Origin of the sequence: Paractinoplanes maris (assembly GCF_023544465.1) — a bacterium.
Taxonomy (GTDB): domain Bacteria; phylum Actinomycetota; class Actinomycetes; order Mycobacteriales; family Micromonosporaceae; genus Actinoplanes; species Actinoplanes maris.
Genome location: NZ_JALPVL010000008.1, coordinates 1 through 14,564, shown reverse-complemented (window position 1 = coordinate 14,564; position 14,564 = coordinate 1). Strand labels below are relative to the sequence as shown.

Annotated in this window: 11 protein-coding genes, 3 tRNA genes and 1 pseudogene; 7 read left to right on the top strand and 8 right to left on the bottom strand. The window is 69.0% G+C overall.

Going from position 1 to position 14,564, the window contains the following annotated elements; all coding sequences use genetic code 11:
• Positions 1 to 51: 51 nt before the first annotated feature.
• The 3 genes from NAG42_RS23060 to NAG42_RS23050 all read right to left on the bottom strand — a co-directional run bounded on the left by NAG42_RS23060 (position 52) and on the right by NAG42_RS23050 (position 5,414).
• Positions 52 to 1,809 carry an Hsp70 family protein gene (locus tag NAG42_RS23060; RefSeq protein WP_250032944.1) on the bottom strand — a complete coding sequence of 586 codons (1,758 nt, stop codon included), beginning with the start codon at positions 1,807 to 1,809 and terminating at the stop codon, positions 52 to 54.
• A complete protein-coding gene (locus tag NAG42_RS23055) occupies positions 1,806 to 3,068 on the bottom strand; it encodes a KAP family P-loop NTPase fold protein (RefSeq protein WP_250032942.1) in 1,263 nt (420 codons plus the stop codon). The genes NAG42_RS23060 and NAG42_RS23055 overlap by 4 nt, the downstream gene beginning before the upstream one ends.
• Before the next feature lie 114 nt (positions 3,069 to 3,182).
• Positions 3,183 to 5,414, bottom strand: coding sequence for a LamG domain-containing protein (locus NAG42_RS23050; RefSeq protein WP_250032941.1), 2,232 nt, complete (start codon positions 5,412 to 5,414; stop codon positions 3,183 to 3,185).
• A 150-nt stretch (positions 5,415 to 5,564) separates the two neighbouring features.
• Between NAG42_RS23050 and NAG42_RS23045 the strand changes: the two genes are divergently transcribed.
• The 3 genes from NAG42_RS23045 to NAG42_RS23035 all read left to right on the top strand — a co-directional run bounded on the left by NAG42_RS23045 (position 5,565) and on the right by NAG42_RS23035 (position 7,777).
• Positions 5,565 to 6,353 (top strand): signal peptidase I, encoded by a 789-nt coding sequence (locus NAG42_RS23045; protein WP_250032939.1) that lies wholly within the window; start codon positions 5,565 to 5,567, stop codon positions 6,351 to 6,353.
• Positions 6,354 to 6,435: 82 nt separating this feature from the next.
• Complete coding sequence (locus NAG42_RS23040; protein ID WP_250032938.1) at positions 6,436 to 7,065, top strand: hypothetical protein; 630 nt, start codon at positions 6,436 to 6,438, stop codon at positions 7,063 to 7,065.
• Positions 7,066 to 7,138: 73 nt separating this feature from the next.
• Positions 7,139 to 7,777 (top strand): hypothetical protein, encoded by a 639-nt coding sequence (locus NAG42_RS23035; RefSeq protein ID WP_250032936.1) that lies wholly within the window; start codon positions 7,139 to 7,141, stop codon positions 7,775 to 7,777.
• 135 nt (positions 7,778 to 7,912) lie between these two features.
• On the opposite strand, the gene NAG42_RS23030 is transcribed toward NAG42_RS23035, so the two are convergent.
• A complete protein-coding gene (locus tag NAG42_RS23030) occupies positions 7,913 to 8,482 on the bottom strand; it encodes a TetR/AcrR family transcriptional regulator (RefSeq protein ID WP_250032934.1) in 570 nt (189 codons plus the stop codon).
• 225 nt (positions 8,483 to 8,707) lie between these two features.
• Between NAG42_RS23030 and NAG42_RS23025 the strand changes: the two genes are divergently transcribed.
• Positions 8,708 to 10,348 carry a CocE/NonD family hydrolase gene (locus NAG42_RS23025; protein WP_250032932.1) on the top strand — a complete coding sequence of 547 codons (1,641 nt, stop codon included), beginning with the start codon at positions 8,708 to 8,710 and terminating at the stop codon, positions 10,346 to 10,348.
• A 226-nt stretch (positions 10,349 to 10,574) separates the two neighbouring features.
• Here the strand turns inward: NAG42_RS23025 and NAG42_RS23020 are convergent, their stop codons facing one another.
• A complete protein-coding gene (locus NAG42_RS23020; RefSeq protein ID WP_250032930.1) occupies positions 10,575 to 10,853 on the bottom strand; it encodes a hypothetical protein in 279 nt (92 codons plus the stop codon).
• 39 nt (positions 10,854 to 10,892) lie between these two features.
• Complete coding sequence (locus NAG42_RS23015; protein WP_250032928.1) at positions 10,893 to 12,074, bottom strand: GNAT family N-acetyltransferase; 1,182 nt, start codon at positions 12,072 to 12,074, stop codon at positions 10,893 to 10,895.
• A 190-nt stretch (positions 12,075 to 12,264) separates the two neighbouring features.
• Here NAG42_RS23015 and NAG42_RS23010 point away from each other — a divergent pair.
• The 3 genes from NAG42_RS23010 to NAG42_RS23000 all read left to right on the top strand — a co-directional run bounded on the left by NAG42_RS23010 (position 12,265) and on the right by NAG42_RS23000 (position 12,537).
• Positions 12,265 to 12,337, top strand: a tRNA-Gly gene (locus NAG42_RS23010).
• Positions 12,338 to 12,371: 34 nt separating this feature from the next.
• A tRNA-Cys gene (locus tag NAG42_RS23005) sits at positions 12,372 to 12,442 on the top strand.
• 20 nt (positions 12,443 to 12,462) lie between these two features.
• Positions 12,463 to 12,537: transfer RNA gene (locus tag NAG42_RS23000), tRNA-Val, on the top strand.
• 119 nt (positions 12,538 to 12,656) lie between these two features.
• Here NAG42_RS23000 and NAG42_RS45575 read toward each other — a convergent pair.
• Both NAG42_RS45575 and NAG42_RS22990 read right to left on the bottom strand, forming a co-directional pair.
• Positions 12,657 to 13,180: pseudogene (locus tag NAG42_RS45575) on the bottom strand (tyrosine-type recombinase/integrase); the annotation flags it as partial.
• Positions 13,181 to 13,672: 492 nt separating this feature from the next.
• Positions 13,673 to 13,849, bottom strand: coding sequence for a hypothetical protein (locus NAG42_RS22990; RefSeq protein ID WP_250032926.1), 177 nt, complete (start codon positions 13,847 to 13,849; stop codon positions 13,673 to 13,675).
• Positions 13,850 to 14,564 lie beyond the last annotated feature (715 nt).

Here is a 14,564-nt window from a genome sequence, read left to right as displayed (position 1 = left end):
GGTAAGCGGCGCCGGTGAGTTCCGCCGTACAGGGCGTCCGGGCCGCACGGTTCAGGCCAGCCAGCGCTCCAGGTGGCGGGCTCGATCGCCGGTCTGCTCGGTGACCGCGGCCAGCACCTCGGCGGTGATCCGGTCGAGGTACTCCGGTGAGTATTCGAAGAGCCCGAGCAGGTGCTGGATCCAGGCTCGGGCGACCCGGTCGGTGGCCCACCCCGAGCCGCCGGCGGCGAAGCTCATCGCGAAGGTGGCGATCTCCGAGGTCACGGCGGGCGCGAACCTCTGCCGTACCCGGTCGAGGGCCGAGCTGAAGAGATGGCCGGCGACGTTCCCGGGAAGGCCGAGCTGACCCAGTGCCGCGGGGCTGGTGTGTTCGGCGAGTTGCCCGGTCCGGCCGACACGTTCGACGATGCGGTCCAGCTGGTCGGCGAACAGGTTCGGCAGGGTCAGTTCGAGCCGTACGCGATCGGTGGGCACCCCGTAACGCCGGCAGATCCTCTCCACCCGCATCGACAGGTAGTAGACGAGAGCGTCCTCGAGGGCGCGCTTCGCCTCGAACATGCCGAACTTGATGTGGTTGGTCAGGTCGGCGGCCGACCCGCGCGCCTCCATCACCTGCGCGGCAACCTTGTCCTTCATGCTGTCCAGGGCCGCCGCAGCCTCCGTCCGGACCTTCTCCTCGGTCTGCGGAGCCCGGACCAGATCGGTCATGTCACGCCGGAAGTGGTCGACGTCGGCTCGGCGCTGTCCGTTGCTCACCAGGCCCCGGGCGACCGCGAACGCCGGATCCTCGTCGTGCTCGACGGTCGAGGCCGGGAAGACCTCGCGGCACAACCGGCCCGCGAGAGGCATGCGCGACCCGCCTCCGGTGAGCACCACCAGCTGCGGGCACCGATCACCGAGCAGGCCGGCCACCTCGGTGAGCACTGACCGGAAGTCGTCACCCCAGCCACCGGGCGCCGCTACGAGCTGCGGAATCTCCAGGTCGAGCAACCAGGTCCACGCGGTCGCGACGATCGGCCGGAAGCGCTCGTCGCACGACTCGCGCAGGTCCATGATCCGTCGTGACACGCCGGAGAACTGCGCCTCCTTGGCCCACCGGCAGGCCAGGAGCAGGAAATCCGGGCCGCCGTCGGTGGCCAGCGCCCGCGTCAGAGCCGCGTCGTGCCCCAGGGCCGCCCGGACCAGGCCGGCCAGTTGCTCGTCGATCCGCCGGCAGCCGAGCATGGCGCCCACCGGCAGGTTCCTCGGTGCGAGGTCCTCGACGATCGTGAAGTCGGTGGTGGACGAGCCGATGTCCACGACCAGGACCTGTTCGAGGTGCCGGTCGTCACGACGCCGGTCCCGCACCTGCAGCAGGGCCGACTGCGACTCGGGCATGAGCCGCACCGGCAGGCCCAGCACGCTGAGGTGCCGGGCGTAGGCGGCGACCGCTTCGGGCGGCCAGCCGGCCGGGTGGCCGACATATGCCGTACCGTCCCGCACGACCTCCGGATGGTGCTGCCGGAACTCCGCCAGCAGCGATTGCGCGAAGATGACGGCGGGCGGCGTCTCCGCGGCGAGCGCGTCCGGCGCCTCCTTGAAGGTGACGCTGAAGTGAGTCGCCCCGCGGCTCGTCACGGCCTCATCGCCGATGATCCGGCGCCGTTCCGGGCCGGATGCCTCGGCCCAGGCGGTGACGATGCTGCGTTCCCCGGTACGGGGCCGGGCATAGATCCGCGTCGGCTCGGAGCGATCGAGAGGCGCCCACCCGAGGCAGCTCTCGCCGTCGCCGATGTCCAGCCCGATCGCATAGCGGGCCTCGGCGGTCACGAGACGTCTCCCGGCCCGCCGGTCACCGTCAGCACCTGCGTGACGACCTCGATCTGGGCCTTGGTCGGGATGGGCGGGAACGAGCAACCGCTGCGCTCGCCCGGCGTGATGGTCAGCAGGAGGTTCGGCAGGGCCGGTTCGGCCGTGGCCAGCTCCACCTCGTCCTGGCGGAGCCCGGCGTTGTTCTGGGTGCGGGCGGCCTCGTCCAGCCGGACCCAGACCGCCGGGTTCGCCTGGACCCGCCGGAAGAAGTCGGGGAAACGCATCCGGAGCGCGAGCAGGATCGCCGCCTGCATCAGCCGATCCCGGCTCGGCTGCGAGTGCAGCCGGAGTGTCGCCGCCGTGAGGTTGAGCGCCGAGACGAATCGGCGGATCCGCCGGGGGTTGTCGCCGAACGCGTCCTCGGCCAGCTGCCACAGAGCCGGATCCCCGCTGAGCTCGGCCACCACGGAATCCTGCAATTGCCGGAACACCGCCTCGAACCGCACCTCGGGCAGGTGATAGGGAAAGTGGATCAGCTTTTCGAGATATTGACGCCCGCGCGCCCGATCACCGTCGACGCGTTTGGCGGCCGCCGCCGAGATCACGTCGAAATCCATGGCCAGGACAAAAACGCAGGAGGCCTCGCCGAGAAAGAGCTTGAGGGCGTCGAGCACCGCGATGGCGGTGTCGCCGTGACACCGGTCCAGATCGTCGACGAACACCACGAGGCGCCCCCGGTCGCCGACAAAGGCCCGCACCACCTCGGCGAAATCCGCTTCGAAGTGATTGATGTGCCGGTAGTTCTCGACGCCTCTGGTCTGCCAGGCGTCCCGGGCCGCCGTCAGGTCGTCACCGTCCAGGAAACCCGCGGTCAGCGGGCCCGAGGCGTGGCGCAGAAGGAGCCAGGTGGCGGTGCTGCTCAAGCGCCGGGCCTTGGCCACGAGATCGTGCCGCCGCCCCTCGGCGTCGCCGGCGATCTCGGTGAGGATCGTCTGGATCAGGGCGTGCCAGATCGCTTCCTTGTCGTCGTACTTCCACGGGTTGAAAGCGATCGTGGGAATGTCGCGCCGGTCCAATATCTCGCGGCAGATGTTCAGGAAGCTGGACTTGCCCGTCCCCCACGGCCCGAAGACGCCCACGGTCAGGGGCAGGTGAACGGTGGCCTGAATGGCGTCGCAGAATATGCGGCCATGGGTGGCGAACCCGAATTGATCGTCATCCCGGCCGGTCACCGGGTTGTCGGTCAGGAGCAGCGGCGGACCAGCGATGTCATTCATGAGCGCTCCGGGGGACGTGCCTGTGCCTGACAATACGGTCACCGGCCCCATGCCGTTCGTAAAATGCCGATACGCGACTCAGTCCCGAACGATTCGTCGTCGGGCTCCCGCCCGTCAGTAGTTGCCGTAGACCCGCCAGAGGTCGTCCTGGTCGGTCAGCTGCTTGTCGTAGACGGCGAGCTCGTCGATCGTGCCGGTCAGATAGGGGTTGGCGGGTGCGGCCGGCCAGGTGTCGAGCGGGAGCAACGGCGCGCCGCCCCAGCGCCAGATGCCGGTCGACGCGGTGGCCGCGGTGACCGCCGCGTTCGAGGTGACTGTGCCGTCGAGGGACAGCCGGAGGCCGCCGGCCGCGATGGCTCCGGTGCCGGTGATCGGGCCCACGCTCGCCGTGATGTGGTGCCAGGCGCCGTCGTCGACGGTGGCGGCACTCGCGACGGTCACCGGGGTGCCGGAATGCAGCAGGCCGAAGCGCACCTTGCCGGCCGAGTCGACGTAGAGCAGCCGATCGCTGGTGGTGCCGCCGAGCCCGGTCGGGATGGCGGACGGGGTGAATCCCGCGATCACGCCGCTGTGCCCGGGGCCGACCCGGATCAGGCATTCGACGGTGAAGTCGGTCGTGGCCGCGGTCGCCGAGTATCTGCTGTTGTAGGCGTTGGCGGTGCCGCCGAAGGCGACCGCGGTCGAGCCGGCATGGCCCGTTTTGGTGCTGCCCTGGAGTCCGCCGGGCACCTCGCCGGAGAGACCGGGATTCAGCAGGTCGACGAAGGTCTGCAGGGTGGTGCTGCTGGAGCCGGCCGCGGTGTTGAGCGGGTAGCCGTTGTAGACGCGCAGGTCGTCGATCTGCCCCGGCCAGATGTCGTCGACCACACCCAGTGCCTGCCGCCCGCCGACCGCGACCGCGCTGTCGGCATCGCTGGGGGTGCCGATGGTCACCGGCGTTTGCGGGACTCCGTCGACGTACAGGCGTAATCGGCTGTGGAACTGGTCGTACAGGGCGACCAGGTGCACCCACTGGTTCAGCACGGGCGGAGTGACGTCGGCTGTCGCCGTCTCGGTGAGCACCCCGGTCAGGACACCCACCATCCACCTGTTGCTGCTCTGGCTGTAGCCGAAGCCGGCCACGGTGCCGAGCCCGTTGCTCGCCGAGAAATAGGTGCGGTCGGTGGTGTCGTCGGTCAGTTTCACCCAGGCCGCCACGGTGAAACTGCCGTTCGTATTGAGCTGCGCGTCCGGGCCGACGAGGTAGCCGGTCGTGAAGGCGTTTCCCTCGCGGCCGGCGGTGAGCGTGGCGCCGCCGGCGAGAGCGAGGCCGGCGGATCGGGCGACCGTGCCGGGGGTGCCGGTGCTGGCGCCGGTGGTCGTGTAGGTCGGGCCGGTGGCGGTGGATTCGTTGAAGGCGTACCGGGCGGTGGGCCGCACCGAGAGCTCGGTGACCTCGGCCGCCGGCAGTGCCCGCCGCCAGGTCCGCTCCTCGCCCAGCCGCGTCCCGCCGGTCATGCCCAGCCAGGAGGCGTCCCGGTAACGGCCCGCGTCCAGAGCGGCATCGGTGGCCGCGTTCGCCGCAGGCGTGTGCGCGTTGGTCCCGTCCGGCGAGCCGTTGACGTAGAGCGACATCAGCCCGGCGTTCTTGTCGAAGACGGCCGTCAGGTGGACCCACGTATTGGCCGTCACCGGGCTGGTGCTGCGGGCCATGTCGAAAGGAACTGACTGGCTCTGCGGGTCACCGGCCATGCCGAAGGCCCAGCAGGGGCTGGACGGCACCGGGCAGTTGGCCGGCGGCTCGGCGATGATCATGGCATCGCTGCGGTTGTCCGGTGTGCCGCCGGTGGTGCCGGTCATGCTGAGCACGGCGATGCGGGTGGTCGACGGCACCACGCTTCCGATGTTGAACCAGACCGACATCGTGAAGTCGCGATCGGCCCGGAACGGTGAACCGGCCGACGACAGGTAACTGTTGGCGCCCAGAGTGACGGCGCCACCGGCCGGTCCGGGTTGGCCGGCGGTCGCCGTACCGGTGAGCGAAGCGGTGTTGACCGCGCCCGAGACGTCGCTGAACGACGTCGACCCGGCGAACTCGTCGAAACGCGACCACATCGACGGGGCATCGGGGGGCGATCCGTAGACGCCCGGACTCGGACCCAGGGCGTCTGCCGCTACCGACGCCGTCTGTGACTCCTCCATCCGGTGGTGGAACACCGGGGCCTGGTCACTGATGAGCTCGGGCAGACCGGGGAAACCGGCCGATGCCGCGACCGTGGCCGGCGCGTTCACCGCGGACGTGAAGGTCGCGGACGACTCCGGCAGCAGGAACACGGCGGCGATCAAGCTGATGAGTGCGGCCGGCAAGGCGATTCTCCATCGCTTCGCCCGCATGGTTCTCACTTCGGCGCAACCAGTCTGCAACTGAGGCGCTCCGTCTTTCGGCCGTTTCTGAGCGCCTCAGCCGTCATCGCGGGGCGCCGAAAGGACACAGGGAAGACAGGGGGATTGCGCGCCGTGGGCAAGCATGAGCAACCCGGGAGCGGCCGGTCGCTGATGCAACGCGCCCGGACGCGGGCCCGCTGGCTGCTGCTTGACTGCCGGGACGCCTTCGTCACGTGTCTGGTGGGGCTGCTGCTGGTTTCGGTGGCGCCGGTGGTGCTGGGGTGGAAGTCGACTGTGGTGGTCTCCGGGTCGATGATGCCGAAGATCCGGCCGGGTGACGTGATCTCGGCTGCTCCATCACCGGACAAGATCACCGCGGGCACCGTCGTGCTGGTCGACGACCCGGCCCACCCCGGTGAGCTGCTCCTGCACCGGGTGGTCCGGTTGGACGACGACGGCCGCATGATCACCAAGGGCGACGCCAACCAGACGGCCGACACAACGCCGGTGCCGATGGCCAACCTGGTCGGGGTTCCGCGCATGCGCATTCCGTGGATCGGGTTGCCGTACCTGTGGATCAGGCAGGGAAGGTACCTGCCGGTCATCGCGGCCGGGGTCCTGCTGCTGGCGCTTCTGTTCTGGCGGCCGTCGAACGACAAGTCCATTCCGCTGACCGACCCCGGGAAGATCCTGAACCGACCGGTGGACGCGGACACGTACCGCTGCGGGAGCGTGCCGCTCACCGATCCGGGGCGGATCCTGAACAGTCCCGTCGACGCTGATCCGTACCGGTTCTGCCGCGTGTCGAGCGGTGAACTGGTTCGCAACTCAGCTGCTCTGCTCCCCTACTCGAACCCCGCCGCCGTGCGGCCGAACTGGACCGGTGAAGCCGCCGCAGCGGTTTCCACGGGGGAACGATGAAGGGGAAACCAATATGCGGGGGATCATCAGCAAGGCAATCCGTACGGCCGGCGCGAGTCGTCGTCTTGGTCGGGGGGTAGCCGTGGCTACGGGGTTGGTCGCCTGCTCCGCGCTGGTCTGGCAGTCCTCGCACGCGAGCTTCTCCTCGACCACCAGCAATGACGCCAACGAACTTGCCGCCGGTACAGTCGTCATCGGCGACAACGACGGCGGTTCACAGGCGATGTTCGCCGCTTCGTCGATGACTCCGGGCGCCGCAGGGACGCCGGGCTGCATCGGCGTCACATACACCGGGTCGCTGACGCCCACCGCGATCAAGATGTACTTCCCCACGACGGGCCTGGCCCCCCACGCGATGGAAAGTGCAGCGGGCGCCCCCTACGTCGACTGGGTCGACAGCGACGCGTCGGAGATGGACAAGTACACCACCATGCACATCGAGTACAGCAACGAACTGATCCTCCCTCCCGCTTTCAACGACTGCGCGCCCGCCGGTTTCACCACCTGGACCGAAATGGCGCCAGCGACCAGCACCATCCAGTCGCTCATCAAAAACAACAACACCTACGCCGGAGCCTTGCTCACGATGCCTGCCATGACCAAGGACAAGTGGCGTGTCTTCCGGTTTTCTTACGACCTTCCGCTCTCCGCCCCGAACTCGGTTCAGGGTGACGGTGTCCAGTTCGCTGTGACCTGGGAGGCGCGGCAGTAACCGATCGGCAAACCCCTAGTCGGCTCCGGTGGCTTTCAGCTGCCGGAGCCGACTGGCGTTCAGCGTCGTTGGCATGCTGCCGAAAGGTCAATGGAGGAGGCCGGGAGCCGTGGGCAAACATTCCCGCCGGCCGCAGCACCGCCTCTGGCGACGCCTGCGCTGGTACGCCGCCGCTACAGCTCTTGCGGCAGCGGCGGCTCACCTGTACCCGGCCAACGCGCGCTTCACTGCTGCGACCTCGACCGACGGCAACATGTTGGCGGCCGGCACCGTCGTGTTGTCCGGCACAGTGTCCGGGGGCAGTCAGTTCTTCACCGTCAGCAACGCCATTCCTGGCAGCACCGCCATCGCCTGTGTCATCACGACTTACACCGGTTCCCTGCCGGCGACGGTGCAGATGTATGTGCCCGCCGTGACCGGCACGCTCAGCTCGTTCATGGTCTTCCGTCTTCAGATCGGCACCGGAAGCAACACCGACTGCAGCGATTTCAGCCCCACCAATACGCTCTACAACACCACCGGCATGCGCGCCGCGTCGCAGACCTTGGCCGCCTTCATCGCCGCCAGAAACACCTGGGCCAACGGCGTGGGCAACTGGGCCGCGACCACCAACACGACCCGCACCTGGAAGCTCGAGTGGATCGTCCAGAGCGACGACGCCGCCCAAGGTCAGTCCACGTCCTTCACGGCCCGCTGGGAAGCCCAGCGCTGAGCTGCGCCCGCCCTACCCAGGCTCCCGCTCGCCGTGCTCAAGATGCTCGCCGTGCCCAGGGCGCGCTCGCCGTGCCCAAGATGCGCCCGCCGTGCCCAAGGCGCGCCCGCCGTGCCCAGGATGCGCCCGGCGTGCTCAGGCTGTGCGGAAGACACCGTCGAGGGCCAGGTCGATCGTACGGTCGGCGGCGGCGCGGGTCTGGAGCTCACCGTCGAGACCGCCTTCCAGGACGCCCTCGACCATGGTGAAGATCAGGATGAGGTCTCCAGGCTCCAGATCACCGCGCACGTAACCGTGTTCCTGGGCCTGGCGCAGCGGCTCGGCCAGCAGGGCGACGATCCTCCGGAGGTAGCGCCCCTGCACCGCCGGCTCCAACCGCCGAGCGAGATGAACGAGCGGCCGCATGCTGACCTGCGCGCGCAGTACGGCGTCGAGCATCGCGCGGAAGGCGGCCGGCTGCTGACTGTTCGCGGCGACGCAAGCCTCCAGAATCTCGACCTGGTGGGCGATCACCGCAGCCGTCATCGCGTACCGGTCGGGGAAGTGCCGATACAGGGTCGCCAGGCCGACACCGGCCCGCCGAGCGATCTCCGGCATGCCCACCGCGGCGTTCCCGCTGGTCATCAGATCGCAGGCTGCCAGCACGATAGCCGCCCGATTGCGCACCGCGTCCCGCCGGCGCGGCGCCTGCACCCCGTACAGCATCGGACCGCTCCTCCCACCGCCGTGGCCTGCGTCTTCTCGCTCCGAAGTGACCTACGTTACTGGCTGGTAACGATAATGTCATGAAGTTCAATTTCTCGGAACAGGCTCCTACGCTGCCGAAACCGGAGCGCTCCAGCACCTCCCATACGCCAAGCCGAACCGACCGGACGTGCCACCACGCCCGCCGACACGGCTCGCCGTCCTCGCTCTGCCTCAGGAGTGCGCATGGAGCCACGCCGCAAGATCCTGCTAAGCCTCGCCCTTTCCGCCGGCCTCGCCCTCTCCGGCGCAGTCCCCACCCCCGCCGCCGCGTCGGTCATCGCCGCCACCCCCGCCGCGTCGGTCATCGCCACCGCCCCAGCCACCGCGGCCGCGTCGGTCATCGCCGCCCCCGTCACCGCGGCCGTTGCCACCACCGGCTACAGGTTCGTCGACATCGCCGGTGCCGGGGTGACGCTCAAGGCCAACGTCATCGCACCGTCGGCGGCGGGCCGCTACCCGGCTGTGATCCTCCCGGCGAGCTGGGGACTCAACGACCTCGAATATCTGGCCCAGGCCAGGAAGCTGGCCGAGGGCGGCTACGTCGTCGTCTCCTACACGCCGCGCGGCTGGTGGGCCTCCGGCGGCGAGATCGACACGGCGGGGCCCAAGGACATGGCCGACCTGTCCAAGGTGATCGACTGGGCGCTCGCCAACACGTCCGCCGACCCGGCCCGCATCGGGGCGGCCGGGGTCTCGTACGGTGCCGGAATCAGCCTGCTCGGGGCGGCTTTCGACAAGCGGATCCGCGTCGTGGCCATGATGAGCGGCTGGACCGACCTGGTGTATTCGCTCTACAGCGACCAGACCCGCCATCGCCAGTCGGCCGGCCTGCTCGAACTGGCCGCCGCGCTGCTCGGCAACTCCGGCCCCGACCTCAGCGGTAAGCTCGCCGACTTCAAGGCCAACCGGGACATCGCCGACGTCATGGCCTGGGCGCGCGTCCGTTCCCCGGCCACCTACCTGTCCCAGATCAACGCCAACGCCCCCGCCGTGCTGATCGCCAACGCCTGGGGTGACTCGTTCTTCCCACCCAACCAGTTGGTCGACTTCTATGGCGCGCTCACCGGTCCCAAGCGCCTGGAGCTGCGTCCCGGCGATCACGCGATTGCCGAGCTGGGCGGCATCTTCGGCTTCGAAAACGACGTCTGGTCCGGCGTACGGGATTGGTTCGATCAGCACTTGGCCGGGCGTCCCGGCGAGGCGCGCCCGCCGGTTCTGGTACGCCCCGACAACGCCCCCACCGAGTCGTACGCCGACTGGTCCGCCCTCAGCCCGTCGACCACCCGTTACGGCCTCGGCCGCATCCGCGCGCTGGACGGCACCGGCCTGCTCGGCGGCGCCCCCACCACCGGCTGGTCCAAGCCTCTGCCCACCGACTTAGACACGACAGCCAACGGCGGCGTGGTGCTGCTGACCAACGGGGTGTCGGCGTTCACCAACCAGCGCCCGTCCATCTGGCTGCCCACGGTCAGCCGCACCCGAGCCGGCGTCTGGGCCGCCGCCCGCCCCAGCGCCCCACTCAAGATCCGCGGCATCCCCCGCGTACACCTGAACCTGACCGGCCCCACCCAGGGCTCCCTGGTCGCCTACCTCTACGACCTGGACGCCCTCGGCACCGCCCGCCTGATTACGCACGCCCCGATCACGTGGTCCGCCCCCGGCGAGGTCGACCTGGCTCTCTCAGCAGCCGCCTACGACGTCCCCGCCGGCCACGCCCTGACCCTGGTGATCGACACCGTCGACCCGCTCTACTACGACGCCAACCCCCCGAACAACACGATCACCATCACCGGCGGCTCCTACCTGGACCTACCCACCCGCTGACACCAACCGCTCGGCACATCTGTCCCAGCGACACCCCAGGCGCCGCCGCCGCATCACACATCCATCCCAGCGACACTGCGGACGCCGCCCGGGATCGCACATCCCGCCGCACCTCACCGCGCACGTCACCCCGCATCGCGCATCCAGTCGCACCACACCACGGACGCCGCCCCGCCGAAAAGCGGGACGGCGTCCGCTGCAAAGCCTTACGCGATACCCCGGCTCATCACTTGCGGAGCTTGGCGCGTACCCGCTTCAGGTCCTCCGGTGGCGCCGCCATGATCCCCCAGCGGGACCGCCACGACATGACCGCGCCGATCGACACGGCCGACATGATCGAGCCGATCGACAGCCAGGAGCCGACCGACAGAATCGACAGGTTGGAGCCGATGGACCCGATGGAGAGCGACGACCCGACGGACCCGATGGACAACACCGACCCCTTGGAGTAGATGCTCAGCACGGAACCCTCGGACTTGTACGACAGGATCGAGCTGTCCTTCATCCGGTGATTATCGCCCCCGTCCCCCCATGACGCGCCCCCTCAGAAGTCGGCGCAGATGTAGGGCATCTGACGCGGGAACAGGCTGGACAGCGGAGCCACCGCGGCGCTGTCGACCTGGCCCAGGCCGCGGGTCACGACCTCGATGGGATCCAGTACGCCGTACAGCAGGCCGCTCAGACCGCCCACCGTGAGAGTCGCCGCCGGCGTCGCCGTGCCCTTGGTCACCGTCAGGTGACCGCCCTCGCCGGTCAGTCGCCACAGGCCACCCACCAGCGGATCGTCGGGGATCTCGACCGTGACGTCACCGGAGCCCGCGGCCGTGCCGGTCAGCGCCGGCATGTCGAGCACGCGCACCATCGCGCCGCCGTGCCGGGGCTGGTCGACCTTGGCCTCGGTGGTCACAGTGAAATCGGTGCCCCACAACTCAGGCACCTCGTCGGTGCTCACCCGCACATGCACCCGCGCCACCTGATCGACGTGCCGCGCGAAGAATTGCAGCAGCAGCGCCCGCCCCAGGGGCCCGGTCGCCAGCAGGTCGGAGGCGTAAAGGTCCCCGCCATACGACCCCACCCGGTAATCCACGGCACCGACCACCTCACCGTCGACCCGGGCGATGGCCACCCACCGCTTGTCGTCGCGGAACTCGGCGGCGCGCGTCTCGTCGTACACCGCGAACCCGTGCCGCTCCCCCAGCAGGCGCTCATGCAGCCGCTGCCACTCGGCGAAGCCGTCCCGCATCGACAGCCGCTCCACCTCACCGGGCAGCTCGGCCCGGTGGAGATGAGCGAGCCCCTCAGGGGCGAAGGTCGCGATCCGGTGGCGAGGCGTCCCCACATAACCGAACCGGGCATAGAAGCTCGGCCGGAACGGGTAGAGCGCGCTGACCGTGCTCCCGTCGTCGCGGGCCTGGCGCAACAGCCGCTCGAGCAGGCCCCGCACGATGCCCCGGCGCCGGGCGGACGGATGCGAGGCGACTGAGGCCACACCAGCCATGTCGTGCACCTTGCCGCGCACGTTCTGCCGCATCCGCAGCGCGGCCGCGCAGGCCAGGGTCTGCCCATGCTCCTCGGCAATCAGGCTGATCGCGGTGGAGAAGAAGGGCATGCGTTTCTCGTACGCCTCCTCGTCGCCCTCGGTCCACGGCGAGGGCATGAACGCATAGGTCTGGAGGGGGAACATGGTCGCGGTGCGCTCCGCCGCGCTGATCTGTCGGATCTCCATGGACTCATCCAACACTGAGGCGGCCCTCCGGCGCCCGCCTGATTTCCAGCCTGTGGATAACCCGGAACGCCCTGGTGAACGCCGCCCCGCGACGCGCCGGGGGACCCCGGTTTGGCAAGGCCCCTGGTGACCGGCTAATGTTTCTTCCGTCGCCAGGCAAGCCCTGACACAGGGCAGGCCGACACGACGTGCGGACGTAGCGCAGCTGGTAGCGCATCACCTTGCCAAGGTGAGGGTCGCGGGTTCGAATCCCGTCGTCCGCTCGGAGAGGCCTTCACAGTCGTGCTGGGCCGGCTCGGTGGAGTGGCCGAGAGGCGAGGCAACGGCCTGCAAAGCCGTCTACACGGGTTCAAATCCCGTCTCCACCTCGCAAGAGGTTGTTTACCGAGGGCGATTGGCGCAGCGGGAGCGCGCTTCCTTGACACGGAAGAGGTCACTGGTTCGATCCCAGTATCGCCCACCAACTGAATCAGCAGGTCACAGCGGGTTTCGCTCACCACGAGCGGGGCCCGTTTCTCGTCACCAGGGTGGCCAGGAGAATCCTGGGAGAAAATCTTGGGCCGCTCATTCGCTCAGCTCTATCAGCAACCAGTCGAGCACCGCGACCGGTGATCTCGGGCTGAGCTCACGCCGAGCCTTCAGCGCCGCCCTCCCATTCGCGGTCAGGCCGGCCACAAGCCGCTCAGTCATCCCTTGCGTGACGTGGGAGTAGATCGCCTGCACGGAGCCGTCGGCGTGGCCCATCTGCGCATCCATCAACGTCGCGGGCGTGCCCAACTCGATCATCAGGGTCTTGTAGGTGTGCCTCAGCCCGTGCGGCGTCAGCCCCGGGGCGATCGGCACCCAGCACGCGTCCGCCTTCGCCGTCGCTCCCCTGCCCGCACCGAGACACCCGGCCACGGTTCGGAGAGGATCGGGACCGGGCTGACTGGCCGTGGAGCCTTCCCGGGATACCGTCCCGTGGTGGCGGGCTGGAACAACCAGGTGGCGAAGCCGTTGCGCCGCCAGTGTGAGGCGAGCTGCCCGGCTGGTCGGCCGCGCAAATAGCCGAGATCATCGACTGCGGCCAGCACCCGCGCCCGGGTCTCGGAAGCGACGAGCTCAGGACAGAAGCTGAAGCGCGCCACAGCGCCGAGCGGTAGATAGGACGCTCCGCACGGCCAGCACGCTGGGCATCCCGGAGCCGGAGTGCCCCCGCCGGAGGCGCAGTAACCCCAACCACCACTTACCCAGCCTGCGCCCCACGGCACGGCTTGGGCAACTCGGCCGCGTCGTCCAAGCCGTGCCGGTCGGCCGCCGGGACACCCCCGCACATCCGGACTTCGTCAGTCCTTCGGCAGGCCCGACTCTCTTGCGCTCCCACGAGTGTCGCCGGGGAGCGGTTAGCGTGCCGCCGCCCGCATCCCCCGCGGACGGCGGTGCGCTGCCCTCGGCGACGGAGTGAGCGGCCCGGCGCGGTCCGGGATCCGCGCTTACGCCTGCGGCGACGCGCAGACCCGGCCGCGCAGACGCGGAAGCCTAGCCGGACGCCACGAAGCCCCGGCATTCCTCCGTTGAGAGGACCGGGGCTTCGTCAGGTTGCAGGAAGCCGTGACAAGCTAGCCCTGCTTGTTCCCTGCTTCCATGGCATCGGCGATCCGACCTAGCTCCTCCGCAAGTGCGATCAACGCCAGCACCTGCGCGGTCGCGATGCCATGCGCTGGTGTTGCCTGCCCTGGCCGCTGGCTACTCTCACGAAGCTCCTTCAAAGCACCGTTGACCCAAGTCGTATTCATCGCAGCGCCTCCGGGGTAGATGACGAGTATCGATCTATCAAACGAGATGCACCGCTGGATTGTCACGCAGTCTGGGCCCGGGCCGGCGAGCCTCCGGCGGGCAGGATCTCCGACCCTGCACCCGGGATGCGCCTCCGGCGGCCGGGCTACCCGCCCTGGACCAGGCGGCTCTGGGATGCCGAAGCCCGGCTGGTACCTGTCGCACACCGGGAGGCAGCCAGACCGCGCCTGCGCAACGGGATGCCCGAACAGGCCGCAGGTGATCCCCGTCGTGAAATCGGGGAGTGACCGGGGAGTGGATCTTTTACCTACCTCCGACGAAGCCCAACGCAGACCAACGACCAGCAACACTCACCAGCTCATATAGAAGAGCGGCAAGGTCATCCACGACCCCGGGTCCAATTCGGCGCGAAGAGACCGTCAGTTCAGTGGCGGTAGCAAGCTCTCGATCGGATTCCGCCTGTGGGAGAAATTTGGGAGACGATCTTGCACTGGGCGGCTTCGCCGACCTCGGCTGGCCAACGACGACCACAAGTCTTCGCAGCATGTATAGCCAGAGGCCCACGTGGCAGGCAGACGCTGACCTAGTAGGACTTTGTTAGGTGGGGACGGGCTGGTGGCAGTGTGGGCAGAAGCCGAGCCAGGTGGCGAGTTGGTATTGCAGGTGCCGGAGGACGGCGTAGAGGCTCAGGGCTGCCCTGCTGCTTTTGGGTCG

Bases quoted from the DNA above. Each gene is read 5' to 3' on its own strand.
- NAG42_RS23055 (WP_250032942.1), bottom strand. From the start codon at position 3,068: ATGAATGACATCGCTGGTCCGCCGCTGCTCCTGACCGACAACCCGGTG.
- NAG42_RS23035 (WP_250032936.1), top strand. From the start codon at position 7,139: ATGCTGCCGAAAGGTCAATGGAGGAGGCCGGGAGCCGTGGGCAAACAT.
- NAG42_RS23030 (WP_250032934.1), bottom strand. From the start codon at position 8,482: ATGCTGTACGGGGTGCAGGCGCCGCGCCGGCGGGACGCGGTGCGCAAT.
- NAG42_RS23025 (WP_250032932.1), top strand. From the start codon at position 8,708: ATGGAGCCACGCCGCAAGATCCTGCTAAGCCTCGCCCTTTCCGCCGGC.
- NAG42_RS23020 (WP_250032930.1), bottom strand. From the start codon at position 10,853: ATGAAGGACAGCTCGATCCTGTCGTACAAGTCCGAGGGTTCCGTGCTG.
- NAG42_RS23015 (WP_250032928.1), bottom strand. From the start codon at position 12,074: ATGGAGATCCGACAGATCAGCGCGGCGGAGCGCACCGCGACCATGTTC.
- NAG42_RS22990 (WP_250032926.1), bottom strand. From the start codon at position 13,849: ATGAATACGACTTGGGTCAACGGTGCTTTGAAGGAGCTTCGTGAGAGT.